This is a genomic window from Rhodococcus sp. 05-2254-2 (assembly GCF_002259095.1).
Classification (GTDB): domain Bacteria; phylum Actinomycetota; class Actinomycetes; order Mycobacteriales; family Mycobacteriaceae; genus Rhodococcoides.
Genome location: NZ_NOZJ01000021.1, coordinates 44,346 through 65,873, shown reverse-complemented (window position 1 = coordinate 65,873; position 21,528 = coordinate 44,346). Strand labels below are relative to the sequence as shown.

Annotated in this window: 23 protein-coding genes; 13 read left to right on the top strand and 10 right to left on the bottom strand. The window is 65.7% G+C overall.

Annotation, left to right across the window (positions count from 1 at the left end):
* Position 1: 1 nt before the first annotated feature.
* Entirely contained in the window at positions 2–619 is a 618-nt protein-coding gene (pdxH, locus tag CH283_RS23055) for a pyridoxamine 5'-phosphate oxidase (RefSeq protein WP_068047802.1), read from the bottom strand.
* 135 nt (positions 620–754) lie between these two features.
* Between pdxH and CH283_RS23050 the strand changes: the two genes are divergently transcribed.
* From CH283_RS23050 to CH283_RS23030, 5 genes are all read left to right on the top strand, one after another.
* Entirely contained in the window at positions 755–1,873 is a 1,119-nt protein-coding gene (locus CH283_RS23050) for a citrate synthase 2 (protein WP_094639391.1), read from the top strand.
* A 69-nt stretch (positions 1,874–1,942) separates the two neighbouring features.
* Positions 1,943–3,064: a phosphoserine transaminase gene (gene serC, locus CH283_RS23045; protein WP_094639390.1), complete on the top strand. Its 1,122-nt coding sequence runs from the start codon at positions 1,943–1,945 to the stop codon at positions 3,062–3,064.
* A gap of 126 nt (positions 3,065–3,190) precedes the next feature.
* Entirely contained in the window at positions 3,191–3,862 is a 672-nt protein-coding gene (locus CH283_RS23040) for a rhomboid-like protein (RefSeq protein ID WP_094639389.1), read from the top strand.
* Positions 3,863–3,974: 112 nt separating this feature from the next.
* Complete coding sequence (gene sepH / locus CH283_RS23035; RefSeq protein WP_094639388.1) at positions 3,975–4,874, top strand: septation protein SepH; 900 nt, start codon at positions 3,975–3,977, stop codon at positions 4,872–4,874.
* Positions 4,875–4,957: 83 nt separating this feature from the next.
* On the top strand, positions 4,958–5,728 hold the full coding sequence (locus CH283_RS23030; RefSeq protein WP_441344168.1) for a DUF6928 family protein: 771 nt from the start codon (positions 4,958–4,960) through the stop codon (positions 5,726–5,728).
* A 114-nt stretch (positions 5,729–5,842) separates the two neighbouring features.
* Here the strand turns inward: CH283_RS23030 and CH283_RS23025 are convergent, their stop codons facing one another.
* Both CH283_RS23025 and CH283_RS23020 read right to left on the bottom strand, forming a co-directional pair.
* Entirely contained in the window at positions 5,843–6,112 is a 270-nt protein-coding gene (locus tag CH283_RS23025) for a DUF2537 domain-containing protein (protein WP_068047820.1), read from the bottom strand.
* The gene (locus CH283_RS23020) at positions 6,109–6,912 is read right to left on the bottom strand and encodes a TrmH family RNA methyltransferase (RefSeq protein WP_094639386.1); all 804 of its coding nucleotides are present in this window, start codon (positions 6,910–6,912) and stop codon (positions 6,109–6,111) included. Before CH283_RS23020 ends, CH283_RS23025 begins: the two co-directional genes overlap by 4 nt.
* A 116-nt stretch (positions 6,913–7,028) precedes the next feature.
* Here CH283_RS23020 and CH283_RS23015 point away from each other — a divergent pair, with 116 nt between their 5' ends.
* Positions 7,029–8,228: a GNAT family N-acetyltransferase gene (locus CH283_RS23015; protein WP_094639385.1), complete on the top strand. Its 1,200-nt coding sequence runs from the start codon at positions 7,029–7,031 to the stop codon at positions 8,226–8,228.
* A gap of 2 nt (positions 8,229–8,230) precedes the next feature.
* On the opposite strand, the gene CH283_RS23010 is transcribed toward CH283_RS23015, so the two are convergent.
* Complete coding sequence (locus CH283_RS23010; protein WP_176460586.1) at positions 8,231–9,538, bottom strand: MFS transporter; 1,308 nt, start codon at positions 9,536–9,538, stop codon at positions 8,231–8,233.
* Between the two features lie 143 nt (positions 9,539–9,681).
* On the opposite strand from CH283_RS23010, the gene CH283_RS23005 reads away from it, so the two are divergent.
* From CH283_RS23005 to CH283_RS22985, 5 genes are read left to right on the top strand one after another with little or no spacing between them, the layout of a single operon-like run.
* Positions 9,682–9,909, top strand: coding sequence for a hypothetical protein (locus CH283_RS23005; protein ID WP_176460371.1), 228 nt, complete (start codon positions 9,682–9,684; stop codon positions 9,907–9,909).
* Positions 9,906–10,841: an ABC transporter ATP-binding protein gene (locus tag CH283_RS23000; protein ID WP_094639383.1), complete on the top strand. Its 936-nt coding sequence runs from the start codon at positions 9,906–9,908 to the stop codon at positions 10,839–10,841. Before CH283_RS23005 ends, CH283_RS23000 begins: the two co-directional genes overlap by 4 nt.
* Positions 10,838–11,611 (top strand): ABC transporter permease, encoded by a 774-nt coding sequence (locus tag CH283_RS22995; protein WP_068047845.1) that lies wholly within the window; start codon positions 10,838–10,840, stop codon positions 11,609–11,611. The genes CH283_RS23000 and CH283_RS22995 overlap by 4 nt, the downstream gene beginning before the upstream one ends.
* Before the next feature lie 38 nt (positions 11,612–11,649).
* Complete coding sequence (locus CH283_RS22990) at positions 11,650–12,786, top strand: sensor histidine kinase (RefSeq protein ID WP_094639382.1); 1,137 nt, start codon at positions 11,650–11,652, stop codon at positions 12,784–12,786.
* Positions 12,783–13,388, top strand: coding sequence for a response regulator transcription factor (locus CH283_RS22985; RefSeq protein WP_094639381.1), 606 nt, complete (start codon positions 12,783–12,785; stop codon positions 13,386–13,388). Before CH283_RS22990 ends, CH283_RS22985 begins: the two co-directional genes overlap by 4 nt.
* A gap of 7 nt (positions 13,389–13,395) precedes the next feature.
* On the opposite strand, the gene CH283_RS22980 is transcribed toward CH283_RS22985, so the two are convergent.
* Genes CH283_RS22980 through CH283_RS22970 form a run of 3 tightly spaced genes read right to left on the bottom strand, consistent with a single transcriptional unit; the run spans position 13,396 to position 16,657 of the window.
* Positions 13,396–14,667: an MFS transporter gene (locus CH283_RS22980; protein WP_068047854.1), complete on the bottom strand. Its 1,272-nt coding sequence runs from the start codon at positions 14,665–14,667 to the stop codon at positions 13,396–13,398.
* A 57-nt stretch (positions 14,668–14,724) separates the two neighbouring features.
* Positions 14,725–15,153, bottom strand: a complete 429-nt coding sequence (locus CH283_RS22975) for a MarR family winged helix-turn-helix transcriptional regulator (protein WP_037188786.1) — start codon at positions 15,151–15,153, stop codon at positions 14,725–14,727.
* Between the two features lie 52 nt (positions 15,154–15,205).
* Positions 15,206–16,657, bottom strand: coding sequence for an NCS2 family permease (locus CH283_RS22970; RefSeq protein ID WP_094639380.1), 1,452 nt, complete (start codon positions 16,655–16,657; stop codon positions 15,206–15,208).
* A gap of 84 nt (positions 16,658–16,741) precedes the next feature.
* Here CH283_RS22970 and CH283_RS22965 point away from each other — a divergent pair, with 84 nt between their 5' ends.
* Both CH283_RS22965 and CH283_RS28085 read left to right on the top strand, forming a co-directional pair.
* Positions 16,742–16,981 carry a DUF2530 domain-containing protein gene (locus CH283_RS22965; protein WP_094639379.1) on the top strand — a complete coding sequence of 80 codons (240 nt, stop codon included), beginning with the start codon at positions 16,742–16,744 and terminating at the stop codon, positions 16,979–16,981.
* Between the two features lie 99 nt (positions 16,982–17,080).
* The gene (locus CH283_RS28085) at positions 17,081–17,266 is read left to right on the top strand and encodes a hypothetical protein (protein WP_141215306.1); all 186 of its coding nucleotides are present in this window, start codon (positions 17,081–17,083) and stop codon (positions 17,264–17,266) included.
* Here the strand turns inward: CH283_RS28085 and CH283_RS22960 are convergent.
* From CH283_RS22960 to CH283_RS22950, 3 genes are read right to left on the bottom strand one after another with little or no spacing between them, the layout of a single operon-like run.
* Entirely contained in the window at positions 17,235–17,786 is a 552-nt protein-coding gene (locus CH283_RS22960; RefSeq protein ID WP_176460372.1) for a phosphatase PAP2 family protein, read from the bottom strand. The two genes, CH283_RS28085 and CH283_RS22960, sit on opposite strands and share 32 nt — an antisense overlap.
* Entirely contained in the window at positions 17,776–20,505 is a 2,730-nt protein-coding gene (locus CH283_RS22955) for a sacsin N-terminal ATP-binding-like domain-containing protein (RefSeq protein ID WP_094639378.1), read from the bottom strand. Before CH283_RS22955 ends, CH283_RS22960 begins: the two co-directional genes overlap by 11 nt.
* Positions 20,502–21,494, bottom strand: a complete 993-nt coding sequence (locus CH283_RS22950; RefSeq protein ID WP_094639377.1) for a DUF3027 domain-containing protein — start codon at positions 21,492–21,494, stop codon at positions 20,502–20,504. The genes CH283_RS22955 and CH283_RS22950 overlap by 4 nt, the downstream gene beginning before the upstream one ends.
* Positions 21,495–21,528 lie beyond the last annotated feature (34 nt).

Here is a 21,528-nt window from a genome sequence, read left to right as displayed (position 1 = left end):
CTCACGGCTGCAGACGCTCGATCACACCACTTGCCACCGTCAGGCGAATTCGGTTGTGCATGCGGCTCGTTCGGCCCTGCCAGAATTCGACCGTCTCAGGTTCGACGCGAAAACCGCCCCAGTTCGGCGGAACCGGCACCTCGATGCCGTCGAACGTCGCGGTGACCTCGGCCAGTCGCGCAGCCAGATCCTCCCGCGAGCCGATGGGCCGCGACTGCTCGGACGCCCATGCCCCCAGCTGGGAGCCGCGGGGCCGAGTGCGCCAATAGGTTTCGGTCGTCTCGGCGTCGACCCTCGCCACCGGGCCGCGCACGGTGAGCTGGCGGGCAATTCCGATCCACGGGAACGTGATCGACGCATACGGCGTCACGGTGAGTGCACGGCCCTTGTCGGAGTCGTAGTTGGTGTAGAACACCACCCCGTCCGCGTCGAAGTCCTTGCACAACACGGTGCGAGTGGCGGGTCTACCCGCCTCGTCGACCGTCCCCAACACGATGGCGTTGGGCTCGGGCAGATTCGCGGCTATCGCGTCGGACAACCACTGCTGCGCCAGCGCACACCACCCGTCCGCCAGAGCATCGACGTCGAGGTCCTCGGGCTCTCCGTAGTCCACCCGCATGTTCGCCAGGCGCTGTTCTTCTGCAGACACAAGCCCAGACGCTACTCCCGCGTAGATCCCGGCTATGGTTCTGACGAAGTACGCCCGGATGCGGCGCAGAGCCGGGTGCAGTTGCGACGAGGGAGTCCACAGGCCATGGCTGTTCAACGAGTTCCCGAGGATTTCGTCTCCGGCCTCGAAGGTGTCGTCGCGTTCACCTCCGACATCGCCGAGCCCGACAAGGACGGTGGCGCACTGCGGTATCGCGGCGTCGACATCGAGGAACTCGTCGCGCAGAACGTGACCTTCGGTGATGTCTGGGCACTGCTCGTCGACGGCGAGTTCGGTCGAGGACTTCCACCGGCCGAACCGTTCCCCCTGCCGATCCACACCGGCGACGTCCGCGTCGACGTCCAAGCCGGCCTGGCGATGCTCGCGCCCATCTGGGGCTACCAGCCGCTGCTCGACATCGACGACTCCACCGCCCGCGACAACCTCGCCCGCGCCTCGGTGATGGCTCTGTCCTACGTCGCTCAGTCCGCTCGCGGCATCTACCAGCCTGCTGTACCGCAGAGCCGCATCGATCAGGCAGCCACCGTGACCGAACGCTTCATGGTCCGGTGGAAGGGCGAACCGGATCCCGCCCACGTCGCTGCCATCGACGCGTACTGGGTCTCGGCCGCCGAGCACGGGATGAACGCCTCGACGTTCACCGCACGTGTCATCGCCTCCACCGGAGCCGACGTCGCCGCCTGCCTCTCGGGTGCCATCGGTGCAATGTCCGGTCCCCTGCACGGCGGCGCGCCCGCTCGCGTCCTGCCGATGATCGAGGAGGTCGAGAGAACCGGTGACGCACGCGCTCTCATCACCGGCATCCTGGACCGCAAAGAGAAGCTCATGGGCTTCGGGCACCGCGTCTACCGCGCCGAGGACCCCCGCGCCCGCGTGCTGCGCGCCACCGCCAAGAGACTGAACGCACCCCGCTACGAAGTCGCCGCCGCGCTCGAGCAGGCAGCGTTGACCGAACTGCGTGAGCGCCGCCCCGACCGCGCCATCGAAACCAACGTCGAGTTCTGGGCCGCGGTGATCCTCGATTTCGCCGAGGTACCCGCACACATGATGCCCGCCATGTTCACCTGTGGCCGTACCGCGGGCTGGTGCGCGCACATCCTGGAGCAGAAGCGCCTGGGCAAGCTCGTCCGACCGGCTGCCCTCTACACCGGCCCCGAACCCCGCAGCCCCGAGTCCGTCGACGGCTGGGACCTGATCCGGTAGTCGACGGTGTCATGACACCCGACTAGCCTGTGGATGCCATATTCCATCGACGCTAGGACGCGCTACTCCATGGCCGATTTGCCGATCATTCCCGCCGATCTCCTGCCCGCCGACGGACGCTTCGGTTGCGGCCCGTCCAAGGTTCGCCCCGAGCAGCTGCAGTCCCTGGTCGACGTCGGCGCTTCCGTATTCGGCACCAGCCACCGTCAGAAGCCCGTCAAGGACGTCGTCGGACGCGTGCGCAGTGGCCTGAAGGATCTGTTCTCGCTGCCCGAGGGCTACGAGGTCGTCCTCGGCAACGGTGGCACCACCGCGTTCTGGGACGCTGCTGCCTTCGGCCTCATTCGCGAGAAGTCGCTGCACCTGACCAACGGCGAGTTCAGCTCGAAGTTCGCGTCGGTAGCCAAGAACAACCCGTTCATCGGTGATCCCATCGTCGTCAAGGCCGAGCCGGGCAGCGCGCCCGAGCCCACCTCCGACCCGTTCGTCGACCTCATCGGTTGGGCGCACAACGAGACCTCGACGGGCGTGGCCATCCCGGTCAGCCGTCCGGCCGGCTCCGAGAACGCCCTCATCGCGATCGACGCCACCTCCGGTGCCGGCGGTCTGCCGGTGAACGTCGCCGACTCGGACGTCTACTACTTCGCGCCGCAGAAGTGCTTCGCCGCCGACGGTGGCCTGTGGGTGGCGCTGATGAGCCCGGCCGCACTCGAGCGCGTCAGCGAGATCGCTGCCACGGATCGATGGGTCCCGGACTTCCTGTCGCTGCCGATCGCCGTCGACAACAGCAGCAAGAACCAGACGTACAACACCCCGGCCGTGGCGACACTGCTGATGTTCGCGGACCAGATCGAGTGGCTCAACGCGCAGGGTGGCCTCGATTGGGCCACCAAGCGCACCGCCGATTCGTCCTCACGTCTGTACGACTGGGCCGAGAAGAGCGAATTCGCGACGCCGTTCGTGACGAACCCGGATCACCGCAGCCAGGTCGTCGGCACCATCGACTTCGACGAGAACGTCGACGCAGCCCAGGTTGCGAAGATCCTGCGCGCAAACGGCGTCGTCGACACCGAGCCGTACCGCAAGCTCGGCCGCAACCAGCTGCGCGTCGGCATGTTCCCGGCCATCGAGCCGGACGACATCACCGCACTGACCAAGAGCATCGACTGGGTCGTGTCGACTCTGAGCTGATCAGCAGGGCAGGAGTGGAGCCTGCGGAACGACCATTCCCAGCAAGCTCACAGCTACGGCGCTCCCTTCGCGGCCTACACTTGCTATCAAGTAAGCAAGCGTAACGACCTCGGAGGGAGCGCTCGTATGTACCGGCTCCTGACATTCGCGCTGCGCATTCGCGTGACCCTGCTGTACATCGCTCTCGCGGTGGCGGGCACCGTCGCACTGGGCCGGATCGGCCCGCACGATCGCTGGCACGTGCTGCATGCGGCGAGCACCAATCTGCACAATCTGGGCGACGGCCACCTCGCCACCCTCGTCACGAGCGTCTTTCTCACCGAAGGACGGGTGAACTGGTTGTGGTTGGCCGCGGTTGCACTGCTGTTCGCCGTCGCCGAATGGATCTCCGGTTGGCGACGCTTCCTCGTCACCTTCAGCGCGGGACACATCGGTGCGACGGTACTGGTGGCCGTCGGCCTGCTCATCGGCATTCACATTGACTGGCTCGCGGACTCACTGGCGATGGCCGTCGACGTCGGTGTCAGTTACGCAGCAGCAGCGGTAGCGGGGTCGATGATCAGGTACCTGCCGATGCCGTGGTGTGCGGGCTGGGCCGCACTGTGGATCGGCGTCGTCACGATCAGTGGGGTATCGGACCCGACCTTCACTGCCGTCGGGCACGCGATTGCCCTGAGCATCGGCTTCGGCCTGGGCGCACTGTACCGCCGCGTCGATGCATCGACGTTGTCCCACAAGACAATTGACGCAACATCGACCGAATGGGTGCAACCGAGCCCCCAGCTGTCTACCCTCTGATAGGGAAACGATGGTCGGCAGAAGCGATGCGTGTCGGACACCCACCGAATACGGCAGGTGAACTAGGCTCGAATTCGACGGTATCGCGAGCCGGCGCGATGAGGAGGTCAAGGTGCGAGACTTACGTGTGGTGGGTCTCGAGGCCGACGGAAAGTTCGTCGTGTGCGCAGATCCCAAGACCGGCGACAGATTCCGGCTTCCAGCCGACGACAAGCTCCGCGCGGCCTCACGCGGCGACATCGCTCGACTAGGACAGATTGAGATCGAAATGGACAGCTTGCTTCGGCCCAAGGAAATTCAGGCCCGTATCCGCAGCGGAGCGACCATCGAACAGGTTGCCGCCGACTCCGGAATGGCCATCAGTCGCGTCGAGGTGTTCGCTCACCCGGTGTTGCTCGAACGCTCGCAGGCCGCGTCGATGGCTCAGGCCGGTCATCCGCTGCGCCACGACGGCCCGGCCGTGCAGACCCTGCTCGAGATCGTCACCCTCGCTTTCCGCGCTCGCGGCCACAATCTCGACGACGCGGCGTGGGACGCCTGGCGCGACGAGGACAACAAGTGGGTCGCGCAGCTCAAGTGGCAGGCGGGCCGCACCACCAACAAGGCGCACTGGCAGTTCCTGCCCGACGGCCACGGCGGCACCATCAGCCCGCTCGACGACACTGCTCACGAGCTGATCGATCCGGACTTCGGACGCCAACTGCGCGGTCTGGCACCGGTGCGCGCACTGACGTCCGCCGAGGACTCCGACGACGAGACCTCGCAGCAGAGCTTCGACGAGTACTACGGCACCACCGCCGACAGCGAGATCGACGCCGAGACCATCGAGGTCGAGGTGGACGATGCGCCCTCTCCCGAGCCCGAACAGCCGCGCGAGACTGTGACCAGGGAGCCCAGGCCCGCACCCAAGCCTGCAGCCGGTCACACCAGCGGCAAGGACAAGCGCGGCAAGCCGGCCATGCCGTCGTGGGAGGACGTCCTGCTCGGCGTTCGCAGCAGCGGTCACAACTGAGTTCTGCTGTGACCGATGTGCCGCGCGGTGACGAACCGCCGACGCTCACACCGTAGGCTTCCCAGGAAGTAACGGAGAGAGAGGTGCCGGTAGTGGGGGCCAAAGCATCAACCATCTGGTACGTGGACGCACCGGATCCGATTTCTGTACTCCGAGAGGCCACCACCTCGGATTGGAACGCTGCGACCGCACTCGTCGGACGTCTGTACCCCCACCTGACGGCAGTGCCCCTCGGACAGGGCCCGATATCGACCTCGGCAGGCGTGGACGACGATCACGTCTTCATCGGTTGCTACCCCGGCGTCACCGTGGTGTGCGGATCCAATCTCGCGGTGCCCACACCGTCGACACTTCCCGAATCATTCACTCGCCCGCTGGCGTCCGAGCACACCTACCTCGTCGCCTCGGATCCCCAACACGCCTGGGGTGCGTTCGCGTACTGGGAACGCGGTGAATTCCGCCGATCCTTCAGTGCCACTCCGGTGTACATCTACGAGGACGCAGGCCTGCCATTGGTGTGGGAGCGATCGTTCTGGGCCGGTGAGCATCCGCTGATCTATCCGCCCGGAGTGATGCCGGATCCGCAGTCGCTGCCGTTCCACCCTCAGGAATTCGCCGAGGCAGCCAACGCCGAGTGGCTCGGGTTCCGCTACACCGGCGCACCACACGCGGACGAATTCGATCCGAACACCCTGCCGGTCTGCGGCTTCACGATGTACGTCCCGGGGCAGGAACCACCGCCACCGAACCAGCAGAACCGAAGCTCCAACGGCCGCGGCGCACAGGAACCGATGCCCGACGCCCCCGACGAGCAGGCACCGCGACCGAAGAAGCGTTGGTTCTCGCGCAAATAGTGGCCCGGGTGGGCACCGTTGCACGCAATCACCGCTGATCGACGGGATTTCGCCGATTGTCGCCGGTAGTGCGCAACTGTGCCCGCTGTCGGAGACCGACTGAGCAAACGACTGCTAGAACGCCAGCGCCGCCAGTGCCACGAAGCTCAGCATGGAACCGATACCGGCTCCGTACACGGCCCAGCGCCACACCGGTATGGCGAGCCATCGCATGACCGTCGGTGCCGCACCCGCGACGACGATGATGTTCAGACCGATCGCGAGCAGCGGATGAATTCTGGCGAGCTCCAGACCGAACGTCGTCAGTGCCACCCCGACGAGCGCCGCCGAGATCACGGCGATCGGGATTCCGGTCCAGCGGACGTCCGGGTCGTGGTCGGTCACGTCAGGCGCACACGTTCGTAGAACCCCATCGCCGCGGCCGTCGCAACATTGAGTGAGTCGGTGCCGGGAGCCATCGGAATGCGCGCGCGAATGTCCGTGGCGCGCATGGCATGTTCGGTCAGACCCGGCCCCTCCGCGCCGAGCAACAACGCCACCTTCTCCCCCGTCATCGCCGCCGCCAGCGACACCGCAGTCGGATTGGGCGTGAGCGAAATCAGCTGAAAGCCATGCGCGCGAACGCGATCGAGGCCGCGCGGCCACTCGGGCACCTTGGCGAACGGCACCCGCAGCACATGCCCCATCGATACCCGCACCGACCGTCGATAGAGCGGATCCGCGCACGCGGCCCCGAACAACACGGCATCCACGCCCAGGCCGGCCGCGTTACGGAACATCGACCCGAGATTCTCGTGATCGTTGACGCCCTCGAGAATCGCCACCGTCTTCGCGTCGGCCAACACCTCGTCGAGATCGAGGGCAGGCGGCCTGTTCGCCGCCGCCAACACACCACGATTGAGATGGAATCCGACGACCTCGGCCATCACCTCCGCGGACGTCCGATAGAACGGGACGTCGGAATCCGCCAGATCGTCGCGCAACGCGTCGAGCCGTCGATCCACGCCCAGCAGGCTGATCATCGGGAAGCGCGAGGTCAGCAGTCGCTGCGCAACCAACACACCCTCCGCGATCACCAATCCTTTGCCCTCGGGCAGGTCGGGCCGCCGATCCGACGAGTTGAGATCGCGAAAATCGTCCAGCCGGGGGTCGGAGGGGTCGTCGACATCGATTACATGAACCACCCGCTCATCTTGTCACCCGGCATTTCTGACGGTCCGTCGGCGAAGGCCTCCCTCTGTATGGCAGTTTTTTCGGGTCGTTCCGCGGGCTCCACTCCTGTATGGAAAAGTAAAGAACGATGACTACCGACGAATCGATCACCATCCGCACCGCCACCGACGACGACTGGGATGCCGTCGCGCTGCTCGACGCCCACGCCTTCGGCGAGCACCAGAACGCCGAGGACCTGGCCGAGACGCAGATCCTGACCCAGTCCGAGCACGTGTACCTGGCGTGGGACGGCGAGACCCCGGTGGGGGTGGCCATGCACTTCCCGATGTCGGTCACCGTTCCCGGTGGTGCGCAGGTCGAGGCGTCCGGAGTCTCCTGGGTGTCGGTCGCGCCGACGCATCGTCGACGCGGCATCCTGCGATCGATGTTCACCCAGCAGCACCGCGCTCTGAACGACGCCGGGGCACCACTGTCGCTGCTCACCGCCAGCGAGGCGACGATCTACGGACGCTTCGGCTACGGGCCGATAACCGAGGAGATCAGCGTCTCGATCGACCGTCGATTCGCGCAGTTCCGCAAGGATGCTCCCCCGGCGACCGGTGTGCGGCTGATCGAATCGGCCGAGGCCACCGAACTGCTCCCCGACATCTACCACCGCTGGCAGCAGCAGACCGCAGGCGCGCAGCCCAAGCCGCCGATCCGCTGGGAGCGGTTCTTCGCCGACCGAGAGAACCGACGCGGCGGACTGACGGCTCTGTTCTTCATCGTCCATCCCGACGGTTACGTCGCCTACCGACGCGGACGCAACCCCAGCCGGGTGGTGGTACAGGAATTCATCGCGGTGACCGATGCCGCCTACGCCGCGCTGTGGCAGATCCTCGTCGGGGTCGACCTGGTCGACACCATCGAGGTGCAACAGTCACGAGACGAAGCCCTGCCGTTCCTGCTGACCAACAACCGACTGCCGAAGGTCACCGGACACCACGACGCACTGTGGGGCCGCATCATGCACGTCGAGGCAGCGCTCGAGGCACGCACCTACGCTCTCGACACCTCGTTGATCATCGCTGTGCGAGATCCCTTCCTCGATGCGGGCGGTACCTATTCGCTCACCGTGACCGACGGCCGAGCCACCTGCACCCGGGTGGAATCCGAACCGGACATCGAACTCGACATCGATGTGCTCGCGAGCATCTACTTCGGCACCCATCGCGCCCGCTTGTTCGCCGCGGCCAACCGCCTCACCGCACGCAACGACGCGTCACTGCACGCATTGGACCTGACGTTCGGAACCGCGCGCCCGGCCGTCATGGGTTGGGGTTTCTAGACCTACCTGTTCGGCGCATCGAGTGCGGTGGCCGAGCCGCCGTGCATCCAGAGCGCCGCGCCCAGGGTCACCGAAAGCAGCACCGTCACGTAGGCGATGAACTCGACACTGCCGCCACCGCTGGTGGCGTGATAGATCAGCGGTGCCGTACCTCCGAAGAGGGAGTTCGCCACGGCGTAACCGAAGCCGACGCCCAGCGCACGAATGTGCGCTGGGAACACTTCGGCCTTGGCGATGCCGTTCACCGACAGGTAGCACGTGAGGACGACAAACGCGCACACCAGGATGACGAAGACCGCCGGCGGTGACGTCACTTTCGTGGTGGCCAGCACCAGCACTCCGGTCGCCGGTATCCCCAGTGCTCCGAATGCGACGAGCAGCGGCTTTCTTCCGATGCGGTCGCTCAGTGCACCGCCGACCGGCTGCAGCACCATCAACACCACGAAAGCAGCGAACACGAGACCGGTCGCAACGAGCTCTCCTCTGGCACCGTCCGCTGCGAAGAACGTCTCGCGAACGACTGAGGGGACCGTGACGGTGTAGGTGTAGAACGCGGCACTCCCGCCTGCGGTCAACAAGAACACCCAGACGAGCGGACGCCAGTGATCGCGACACAGCGCCTTCATCGTGGCGTCACGGTCCGCTCGTGGTGCTCCCGCTTCACGGGGCGCACGATCGAGTCCGCAAGCCCACCACAACGAGGCGACGCCTGCCGCGCCTCCCGCGGCGAAGGCGAGGCGAAAGCCCCATTCGGAGATTGCCGCGCGGTCCGTGCTCGCGAGGAGTACGAGCAGACATGCCTGCGCGAGCACGAGGCCGCCGACGATGGTCGCGGCCTGGAACGAGGCGAAGAATCCGCGATGCCCTCGCGTGCCCGATTCGGAGAGCAGCACCGTCGCCGCGGCATATTCGCCGCCGGTTGCGATGCCCTGGACGATGCTCACGACGGCGAGGATCACCGCGGCCCAGGCCCCGATCGCGTGGACGGTGGGAGTCAGTGCCAGAGCGACCGATCCGGCCGACATGAGCGTGACCGCAGCGACGAGCGCGAACTGTCGGCCTCGCACGTCCGCGAGCCTGCCGAACAGCCACGAACCGAGCGGGCGCACGACGAAGGTCAATGCGAAGAGTCCGTAGACGTACACGAGTGAATTGGTCGAAGCCGGATCGAAGAACTCGGTCCGAAAGTACGGCGCGAACGTCGCATAGAGGTACAGGTTGAACCACTGCACCAGGTTCGGTACCGAACCCGCCAGAATGACGCGTACCTGCGTACGACGGTCGGGGCTCACCGGCTCGGTGCGATTCACGTGCCGAAAATACCCGAACTCCCGGCATACCGGGCGCAGTCGAGAGCACATGACTTTTGTCATGGCCGGACCGTGACGGTGTCACCGTAGATGATGATGCGCTGCACTGTTTTCGGCGATCCCGTCCCAGCAGACTTCTAGTCATGAAGCAACCAGACGAAGGAAACCTGTTCACCGATCTGATGGAGCTCGGGCCGGCTCCTACGATGGCACGTGAGATCGTCGTCATCGTCATCAGCATCGCGATTGTCGCGGTGCTGTTCGCAATCGTCGGTACGTCGCTCCCGGCGTTCGTCGCTCTCGGCGTCATCGTCGCCTTCATGGGCGTGCGGTTCGTCATCGGACTCCGCCACTGGGAGAAGCAATCATGACCATCATCGAAGTCAGTGGCATGACTCGCCGCTACGGTTCGGGCAAGAACGCTTTCGAGGCCGTGAAGGCGCTCGATCTGAAGGTCGCAGAGGGCGAACTGTTCGGCCTACTGGGTACCAACGGTGCCGGCAAGACGTCCACTCTCGAAGTGATTCAGGGACTTTCACGGCCGAGCGAGGGCACTGTGAGGATTCTGGGAATGGATCCGGTGTCCGACCGCCGCAAGGTCCGACCGTCGCTGGGCATCATGCTGCAGAAGGGCGGCCTGCCCCAGGATCTGACCACCGCGGAGAGCCTGCGCATGTGGGCGGGCACGTGCAGCAATCCGCTGCCGACGGACGAGGTGCTGGGGCGCGTCGACCTGGCCGACCGCGCCGATACCCGGGTCAAGTTTCTCTCCGGCGGAGAGCAGCGCAGGCTGGATCTGGCGTGCGCCATCATCAGCCGCCCACGAGTGCTGTTCCTGGACGAACCGACCACCGGACTCGATCCCGAAAGTCGCCGCAACACATGGCATCTGATCCAGGAGCTGAAGAACTCCGGCGTGACGATCATGCTGACGACGCACTACCTGGACGAGGCCGAGTCGCTGTGCGACCGGCTGGCGATCATGCACCGCGGCGCAGTCGTTCGCAGCGGAACGGTCGACGAGGTGGTCGCCGACCATCCGGCGAAGATCGAACTGAAGGCCCCGGGCACGGCGTTGCCGTCACTGCCGGGTACCGACATGGACGTCTCGGGAGACACCGTCTCGATCCGGACGTCCTCGGTACAGGACACGCTCACCGACTTGTTGGTGTGGGCCCGCACAAACGGGGTGACCCTGCACGGACTCGACGCCCGGGCGGCATCGCTCGAGACCGTATTCCTCTCCATCGCAGACGAATTCGACAATCCCGAATCGACACACACGAAAGTGATGAGCGCATGAGCACGATGACCGCACTGTCACGAGCAGAGTTCACACTGCTCGGACGCAACCGAGTACTGCTGTTCAACGCGATCGTCATGCCGTTGATCTTCCCCATCGCCCTGCTGATCGTGGGTAGCCGCAGCGACGACGGATTGACCGACGCAGGCGTCGGAGCCGCACTGGAGATCTTCGCTCTGTTCCTGCTGGTGTTCATGGTCTACTACAACATGCTCTCGGTCTACGCCACGCGCCGAGACGAGTTGGTACTCAAACGACTTCGCACCGGAGAGAGTTCGGATGTGCAGATCCTGCTCGGACCGGCCATCCCCTCGCTGATACTCACCGTGGTCCTCGGACTGATCGTCGGAGCAGTGGTGCTGGCCTTCGGCGGACCCGTTCCCACCAACGCGCTACTGGTCGTGGCCGCCCTGTTCGGCGGTGCTGCGCTGTTCGCCGCCCTGGCCCTGATCACGTCGGCGTTCACCCGCAATGCAGAGGCGGCGCAGATCACCAGCTTGCCGGTGATCCTGGTCGCCATGGCCGGCTCCTCACTGCTTCGTGACGCCCTCCCGGACTCGTTCGGCAGGGTGATAGAGCTGACCCCGATGGCCGCAGTCTCGGACCTGTTGAACCTCGGCTGGTTCGGCACCACAAGCCCGGGCGACGCGTCGGCCGGGTTCGCCGCCACCTTCACCGAAGCCGGAATGCCGCTGCTGGTGATGCTCGCCTGGATCGTCGGCAGTCTCCTGATCGCCCGCACGCACTTCCGTTGGGAACCGCGGTCCTAGATCGCGTCATTCGTCGACCGTCTGCAAGGCTGGGGATCATGAAGCTGCACCAGTACCTCAATCCACTGCACGGCTGGAACGACAGCAGTGCAGTGGACAAGGTGCGCGTCTACACCCGCCAGTCGTTCCTGCTGATCTCCGTCGGTGTCGCCGTCGGTGCGATGCTGACATCTCTGCAGTACGACGACTATCGGTCGATGGCGGCAGCAGCCGTGTGTGCGGCCGCCACTTTCGTGGTTGTGCAGCGCACCCCCGCACTCGGCGGCGAGTCGACGGCCGACCCACGAATCCCGTTGGCAATCGCGGCGGTCGCCGCCGTGGTGCTGGTAGCCGGAGGGACCACGAGCAACGCAATCTGGGCCGCCGTACTCGTCACCACAGCGGTCGCGACCCTGATTCCGTTGCGTTGGTCCCTCGCGGCGGCTGTGGCCGCTGCTCTGCTCGCGGCGGCTCTGGGAACACCGGCGGTGGACACCGTGATCCTCGGCATCTTCATCGCCTTCATGGCCTTCACGGTGCAACTGTCGGCATGGCTGCTGCGCATCGTCACCGAACTCGATGCCACTCGCGACGCTGCTGCCGCGCTCTCGGTTGCCGAGGAGCGTCTGCGCTTCTCTCGAGATCTGCACGACGTTGTCGGACGTGCGCTCTCCGCAATAGCGGTCAAGAGCGAACTCGCCGCAACGCTGGCTCGCCGGGGTGACGATCGAGCGGCGGGCCAGATGGACGAGGTTCGCATCCTGGCCCAGGAATCCATGGCCGACGCTCGAAAGCTGGTTCGCGGCTACCGATCGGTCGATGTGGCGTCGGAACTCGACGGGGCTCGATCCCTGCTGTCGGCCGCAGGTATTTCCACCGAACTGGTCGGTGAGACCTCGGTTCTGTCCGAGCGCGCGGCCGAGGCGGCCGCCTGGGTGGTCCGTGAGGGCGTGACGAACATTCTGCGCCACTCGTCCGCCACTTATTGTCGAATCGAGCTGACCGACAACAGCATTCGTTTGATCAACGATCGTCCCGGTGCATCGTCCGAGCGCGACGACGGCACCGGCCTGAGCGGGTTGCGCGAACGATTGGTCGCCGTCGGAGGAGCGCTGAACACGGAGAAGACGAGCGAGGAATTCACCCTCACTGCGACGTTACCGACATCGCCCCAGAAGCCGAGGACCACACCATGATTCGAGTACTACTGGCCGACGACGAGAATCTGATCCGAACCGCTCTGGCGACCATGCTCGATCTGGAGGACGACATCGAAATCGTCGGGCAGGCCGACTCCGGCGAGAAGGCGTTGACCGTCGCAGCCTCTCTCGCCCCCGATGTGGCCGTGCTCGACCTGCAGATGGGCGGGATCGACGGCATCGAGACGGCCCAGAAGATCGCCGAGACGCTGCCCGCCTGTGCGTCGATCATCGTCACCAGTCACGGTCGGCCGGGCTACCTGAAGAAGGCGCTCGAAGCGGGCGTACGCGGGTTCCTCCCCAAGACCACGTCGGCTGCCACGCTGGCCGAGGTGGTGCGCACCGTCCACGGCGGCGGTCGCTACGTCGACCCCACGCTGGCCGCGGAAGCCATCGGAGCCGGAGACTCTCCGCTCACACCACGCGAGGCCGATGTGCTCGAGTTCGCCGCGGACGGCGCGTCGATCGCGGAGATCGCACGGCGGGCTCATCTTTCGCCCGGCACCACCCGCAACTACCTGTCCGCTGCCGCTGCGAAACTGGGGGCAGCGAACCGGCACGAGGCCTGCGCTCTCGCTCGACGCCACGGCTGGATCTGACTCACCCTCACACTTTCGTGCTCACGGCGACGGTATCGAGGGTGGGGAGCCGATGACCGTCCGCGGGCCGTACCACGGTGATCCGCAAATTGTTGTGCCGCAGCAGATACACGGCCGCGAAGAGGCCGGTGGCCAGAGAGATGGCCCCGCCGAACAGCAACGGTGCCCGCGGATCCAAGGCGTCGGCGAGCCAACCGAGAACCGGACTGCCCAGCGGAGTGCCGCCGAGGAAACACAGCATGTAGATGCCCATCACGCGTCCGCGCATGTCGGACGGCACCGACATCTGCAGAATGTTCATCGCCGACGTCGTGAACGTCAAAGTCAGGGCGCCGGTGGGTATCAGCAGAAGCGCGACGAGCAAGTAGTTGGGCATCAACCCGACGATCAACTCGAAAGCTCCGAATGCGATGACGGCACCGATGAAAAGACGCAGGCGCGGTGCGCTCGCCCGCCGTGCAGCCAGAGTCGCTCCGGCCAACGTGCCGACCGCCAGCGTCGTCGAGAGCAGACCGTAGGCGTCCGCTCCGCTACCGAACGTGTTGCGCGCCAACACCGACAGACTCAGCGGGAAGTTGAGGCCGAACGTCGAGACCATGAAGACCGTGGCCAGCAGTACTCGTAGGTCACCGCGCCCCCAGACGTAGCGAAATCCCTCCCGCACCTGCCCTTTGGCGCGTGGGGCAGGTTCGACGCGGAAGAGTTGACCGACGTTCATCGCCACGAGGGCACCGAACACCGCCGCGAACGACACGGCATTGATGAGGAACACCCAGCCGGTGCCGACGAGGGTGATGAGCACTCCGGACACGGCAGGCCCGACGATGCGCGCCATGTTGAACGTCATCGAGTTCAACGCGATCGCATTGGCGAGGGTCTCTTTGCCGACCATCTCGATGGTGAAGGATTGCCGCACAGGAGCGTCGATGGCGGACGAGCAGCCGAGGATGAACGCGATGACGTACACGTGCCACAGCTCGACCATCCCCCCGACGTCGAGCACACCGAGCACCAGACCGCAGACCGCGGCGAACACCTGGGTGATCATCAGGAGCTTGCGCTTGTCGTATCGGTCTGCCAGGACCCCACCCCAGACCGAGAGGAACAGTGTCGGCCCGAACTGCAGGGCCATGACGATGCCGACGGCGAAGCCGTTGCCGCCGGACAGCGTCAGAACGAGCCAGTCCTGGGCAACCCGCTGCATCCACGTGCCGACCAGCGAGACGATCTGCCCCGACGCCCACAATCGGTAGTTGTGAGTCTTCAGGGCGGCGAACATCGTCGAGCCGGAGGAACGGGAAACAGGGGCCACCGTTCAAATAATAAACCTAGGTAACTACTCGGAGTCGCTCACGAGGGCCCCGATGATCGTCACCGCGTCACGGAGTGTGTCGAGCTGCTCGGGTCCGAGGCCTGCGAGCTGCGCGGTCATCCACGCTTCGCGGGCGCTGGCCTCGTCGGCGATCAGCTCTCGCCCGGCCGGTGACAGCGAGACGATCACCTGCCGCCCGTCGGTGGGATGTGGGGTGCGCGCCACCAGGCCGAGTTCGGCCAACGATGCGATCACCCGCGTCATCGACGGCGGCTGTACCTTCTCTCGCGCGGCCAATGCACCCGGCGTCATGTCACCCTCCCGACTCAGCGTGGCCAGAGCCGACAGCTGAGTGAGCGAGACTTGCGAGTCCACTCGCCTACCCCGAAGGTGGCGAGTCAGCCTCACCACCGCAAGCGACAGGTCGCTTGCCAATTCCCGATTGTCCTTCACAACATTTCCCGACGTCACAGCGCAGAGAATACGCCCTGGTACCGACCTCGCATCATGTAACCGCCTCGGTGATGGGTCCGACGGCGAAATATGCGACGAACAGCAACGCCACGATCCACAACAGGGGATGGACCGACTTCGCCCGACCGGAGCCGACCGCGAGTATCACCCAGGTGATGAAACCGACGCCGATCCCGTTGGCGATGGAGTAGGTGAAGGGCATCACCACGATGGTCAGGAAGGCGGGCAACGCGTAATCGAAGCGCCGGAAGTCGATGTCGAGGACCTGTCCGATCATCAGCGCACCCACCACGACCAGTGCCGGAGCGGCCGCTTCGATCGGAACGACGGCCGTGAGAGGGGTGAAGAACATGGCCAACAGAAAGAGCAATCCGGTGACGACGTTGGCCAGTCCGGTACGCGCGCCCTCGGCGATTCCGGAAGCCGATTCGACGAACACGGTGTTCGACGACGCCGACGCACCGCCACCGACGATGGCTCCGGCCCCCTCGACGACCAGGGCCTTGCCGATGTTCGGCAATTTCCCGTCCTTGTCCAGTTTCGCTTCCTTGCCCAAACCGGTCATCGTGCCCATCGCGTCGAAGAAGTTCGCGAGCACCAGCGTGAACACCAGCAGGCTGGCGGCGAGCACGCCGATGCGCGTGAACGCTCCGAACAGATCGACGTTGCCCACCAACGACAGATCGGGAGACTGAATCAACTCGGTGGGCAGCTGCGGAACCGACAGGTTCCAGCCCTTGGGGTCGACGCCGTTCGACGGACCCACGTCGGTGACGGCCTCGACGATCGCCGCCAGCACCGTCGTCACCACGATGCCGATCAGCAGACCGCCGCGCACTTTGCGCACCACCAGCACACCCATCAGCAACAACCCGAACACGAAGACCACCGTCGGCCACGACGCGATGGACCCGTCGATGCCGAGCCCGACGGGAACCGTCGTGCCCGCGGCGTCGGGGATGCGGCGCACGAAGCCGGAGTCGACCAGTCCGATGAAGGCGATGAACGCGCCGATGCCTGCGGCGATCGCTGCCTTGAGCTCGGCCGGGATCGCATTGAACACCGCGGTGCGGAATCCGGTGACGGCCAGCAGCACGATGATGATGCCGTCGATCACGACCAGCCCCATCGCCTCGGGCCACGTCACCTGCGGTGCGATCGTCACGGCGAGCAGTGTGTTGATACCCAGGCCTGCTGCGATGCCGAAGGGATAGTTGGCGATGATGCCGAACGCGATGCTCATGAATCCGGCCACCAGTGCTGTCACGGCGGCGACCTGGGCGACCGGCAGGATGTTGCCGAGCACGTCGGTCTTGGCGGCCGCGTCGTCGGCGGAGAAGCTGCCCAGGATCAGCGGATTGAGGACCACGATGTAGGCCATGGCCACGAAGGTGACCACTCCTCCTCGGACCTCGGATCCGACCGTCGAGCCTCGTTCGGTGATCTTGAAGTAGTTGTCGAGTAGCCGCGACGACAGTTGCATGAGCGAACGATAAAGCACACCGAAGCACTTGGGTAACCGCAACGGCGCAGCCGAGACACGCGGCAGTGGCGTAACTTGAATTTCGTGGCCGACCTCCCCCAGATTCCGCGCAGCCTCACCGATCCGGTACCTGTGTTGGCAATCGGCATCCTCGGCTGGATACTCGCGTTGGTGGTGTTCACCGCCATCGGAGGTGGGGGCGGCGACGCACTGGCCACGTGTTGGTGCGGCATCGCAGTCGGTGCCGTAGGGTTCGGAATCTTCCTGATGCAGAGAGCGGCGTCACGTCGCGGGAGCAAAACCGCCCAACGCGGCCTCGATTGAGATCAGAATCACGTTAGCCCGGTCACCACAGGCCTCTGACGTGGGCAAACTAACCCCTCGACCGGTTGAGTAACACAAAGTTAACGTGGACCATGGGTTATGTCAGAAAAAAACAACCTCTTGATCCACGAAAGCCAGGCCATGAAGCTCGTCTCTCAGTACCGCACTCGCCGCAACCACGTCCGCTCGCTCCGCGCCCTCTACGCACGCGCCAACGCTGTCTCCAGCCCGGCCATGCGCGACGAGCTGCTCGTCATCGCACAGCGCTCGGATTTCTCGCGCTGATCAGCCTGACGGCATAGATCCAACTCAGCCCCCACAGGGCACCGAACACCCAGCCGGCCAGCACGTCCGTGGTCCAGTGCGCACCCAAGTAGATCCGAGAGAATCCGATCAGCAGGGACGCGAGCACGGGAAACACGAGCAGTACCGGCCGATGCAGCCACGGAGTGGACGATCGCAGCATCACCGCGATCGCCACCGTGGCAAGCACCATCGACATCATCGCGTGGCCCGACGGAAACGAATGGCTCGCAATGTCCACCAGCCGCTCCGGAAGCGGTGGACGCTCCCGCGCGAACGCGAACTTCAGCGCATTCATCAGACCCCATCCGGTCAGCATCGCGCCTGCGATCACGACGGCATCCGATCTGCGTCCGACGCGGAGCAATGCAACGACGCCCACCGCGGACAGCAGAAACATCGACACCGTGTTGCCGAGCGTGGTGATGATCCAGAACATCGTCGTGACCCACCCGACTCGATGCTCGACCATCCAGTCCAGGATCACACCGTCAAACCCCACGAGGTCGCTCCCAACTCTCCTTGCAATGGACCGTTCCGTCGGCGGTCACCCACCACGGGAGTGTCCGCTCGCCGCTCACGTCACCGGACAGCCGCACCACGAGTTCGCGATGCACCACCACCCCGCCGGACGGCAGCGGCAATCCCATGACCGCACAGGCCGATACGGCTCCGGGTTCACGATCCCAGGAGCTGACCCGTCCCACTCCCAGCACTTCTCCGCTGATCGCCTCCGACGCCGACCTGATGTCGAGAACGTCGGCCAGTGCCGCAGCGGTAGCCATGTCCGAGAGCACGGCGACCTCCGGTGGTACCACGCTCGCCAGCCACGGGGCGTCGATCACCAGCGCATCCGACGCGTCCACGACTGCGCCGCCGAGCGTGCGGACACGATCCGGGGGATCGATGTCCGAGACCTCGATGCGCCGCTCCACCACAGCGGTGGCGATGAGCGTGTGGGTTCGCGCGATCACCGCAGGGGTCGGACTCCGCTGTGGATCCGACAGCGCTGCCAGCAGCACGCGAGCAGTATCGGCGCTGTCGCAGATCGACGCGCTGAGCACCGCCTTCAGTTCGTCGGCACGCGGATGATCCAGCGGATCGAGCAACCCGGCGAACGTCTCGTCCGACGGTGCCCGAAACGCAATCGGACGCGAACCATGCACTCGCGCATGGCGTCCGATCCACCACGCGGTGTAGCCGTCCCGATCGGCCAGTGCCGCACGGGTGCTCGGGTCGTCCAACAGTACGGTCAGAGCCTCGGACCAGCCGTCCGATCGAACGAGGTCGAGATCGCGAACCGCCAAGAGTGTTTCCGGCTCCTCGGACAGCCCCGACCACCATGCCGACTCGTCGTCGAGATCGTGATCCGGCCCGGTCGGCAGTTCGTCACGCACCACCGAGAACCCCCACCCGACGCCCACTGCTCGCAGCGCCCGCTCACCGAACCTGGCCACCACCGCAGGCGCGAGCACACCGAACGGCGAATCCCGTATCAGCAGATCCGCCAACGGCGCTCCGGGAAGCAACAATTCGTCGGCGCTGCGCAATTCACCCTCGTCGTCTTCGAGGGGCAGACCGCCGAGCCAACCGGGTAGTTCGCTCGCCTCTGCCGCCAGCGCGAGCACGGCCGAGACCAGACCGTCGACCTCCTCGCTCTCGTCCCAGTCGAGATCGTCCAGCGCAGCCTCGAGCGCCGGGTCGGTGAGCAGCTCGGTCGCAGTCGACTCGCGGGCACCCAGACGCGACAGCAGCGGACTCACCGCTTCCGGGTGCACCAACCTGACCCAGGTGACCGCAGCCGAGGCGTCGGAGCCGATCACCGTCGTCCGCGGACCGGTCACCGTGCGACCGTCCGCGAGCGGAACAGGCAGCGCCGCAAGCTCTTCCGCAGCCACACCGTCGACCACGAGTGGGGTCAACGCGTCGAACAGTCGCCGCCACCAACTCGGCTCGCGATCGAGCCCACCGACCATCTCCGCCAGCCTCGCCAACCCGATCCGGTGCACACCCACTGCCGCGAGCGCCGACGCATGCCGTGCACCCGACAGTGATGTGTCGACCAGATCGGGTACGACACCTGTCAGTACCTCGGTGAGTTCCTCGGTGGCGTCGGCGACGACGTTCGCCCGCTCGGGCACCAGATCGCGTCCGTCGACACCGGGAAGCCATGGTGCGCAGGACAATCGACGAAACACGAGTTCACGCAGCGCACCGTCGACCTCGCTGCGAGCGAATCCGACCTCGGGCACGAACGACACCCTGGATGCGGCAGGCAGCGAGGCCACGAAGTCCACGTACCCGTGCGCTACCGCGTCGAACGAGACACCCGGCAACACGCGTCGCCGATCGGGTTGCATCGGTACATCGGCAATGACCAACGCGGGCAACGAGATCAGCTCGTCCGAGCGCGTCGGAGCGCGCAACACATCGGGCGCCGCGGGAACGGGCAGACCGTCGACGACCGGAGCGAGCCAGCGGACGGCCGAGGTGGTGAACTGCCGCCAGGTTCGCGCGCCGATCGTGACCTCGGAGGAATGGTCGTCCAATTCGGTTCTGCTGCAGTCGATCACGACGCCGTCGATCTCGATGGAGTTCAACGCCTCCAGTTCGAGCAGCAGGTCGACGGCCTCGTCCACAAATCCTGCCGCGAAATAATCCGCCGCCACATCGGCTCGCAATGTCAACACGATCTCGGTGTCGAAGCCGTCGGCCGGCGAATCTGCGACCGGCCATGCGAGCCGCAGCACCGGCGCGCCGGTGTCAGGCAAGGGCATGCCTCGCTCGGTCATCGCCTCAAGCGTGCGCCGTGCGCTGAACGCCACGCCGCCGTTACGGGAGCGCACCTCGATCTCGTCGGACACCGAACGCACGGCGGTGAACCCGACCCCGAACTGTCCGACGCCAGGGTCCGTCGAGCCCTTGGCCGAGGCCCGCAACGCCGTGAGTGCATGGACACCCGAGACATCGAGCGCTGCACCGGTATTGGCGACATGCAGAGCACCGAACTCATCGGTCCACACGGCCAGCCGACCCGGCACGCCGGCGCGCTGCGCGGCGTCCGCCGCGTTCTGCGCCAGCTCGGTCAACAGACGATCGCGGTAACCCCCGCGCACCAGATCGAACTCGGACGCCGAATCCTCCCGAAGCCTGGTGGGAGAAGAGCCCCACGCCGCGAGAATCGACTCCCGCAGCGACTCGGTGTCGAACGGATCGATCAGCTCGGAGATGCCGAAGCTTCTTCCTGCGCAGCACGATCGGTGGTAGTCAACGCATCGTCGGCGACGGGTTCGGCCTCGTCGACCGCAACGACCTCGTCAGCCGGCTCTTCGGAGGCAGCCTCTCGTGGAGGCACCGACGCTTCCGGGGCAGCCTCGTCCGTGTCGGCCTTCTCGATGCCGTCGGTCGTCTCGGCAACAGCAGCAGGCTCGACCGGGGCGACCGGCGAGGCGATGACGTCGAGTGCCGCGTCGTCGTACGGCTCGAATTGCGGCGATCCGGCTCCGGTGGGAAGTTCGGTGTCCGAATGCGCTCCGCAGCCGTACTCGGCGTGCACCACGTGTCCGTCGGCCGCGAATTCGTTGCCGCACACCCCGAATGCGGCGGACATGGACCCGGCGATGGGGAGGTAGAAGCCACACAGCCCGCAGGTCGACGGCGCAGCCTTGGCCATCTCGGTATCGGGCCCGAAGTCGCCGTCGTGCCAACGCTGGGCGGCGTCGAGGCGTCCTTCGAGGCTGATGACCTTGCTTCGGCCGAGGCCGATCTCGCCCGCCACCTCGTCGATGGCGGGGTCGCCGGATTCGACGTACCCGGGTACGAGCCGGGGATCGTCCTGGCGCGGAGACAGCAGATCGCCGGGTCCCAGGTCGCCGGGACGGATGCGCTCGTCCCAGGGCACCCAGGTCGGTGCCACGAGAGCGTCGGGGCCCGGGAGCAGAACCAGCTCACTGACCGTGGCGTGATCCGCGTCCTCCGGGGCGGCGACCACGACGGCCCACTGCCATCCGCGGTACCCCTCGAGATCGCTGGCGAACCGGTGCGTGGCCGCACTGGCGTCTTCGGCGGTGACTCCGAGGTACTCGCCGATACCGCCCTCTCCCAGGTCGAGCAGAGCCTGCCGCGCGAGGTCCACGGCATCGGCCAAGACGGGGCGGATGGAATCGAGCTCTGGAGAAGATACGAAACTCACACATTCAGTTTGCCGCATCGACTCGGTGACGCCCAGTTCGGGCTGCCATCAT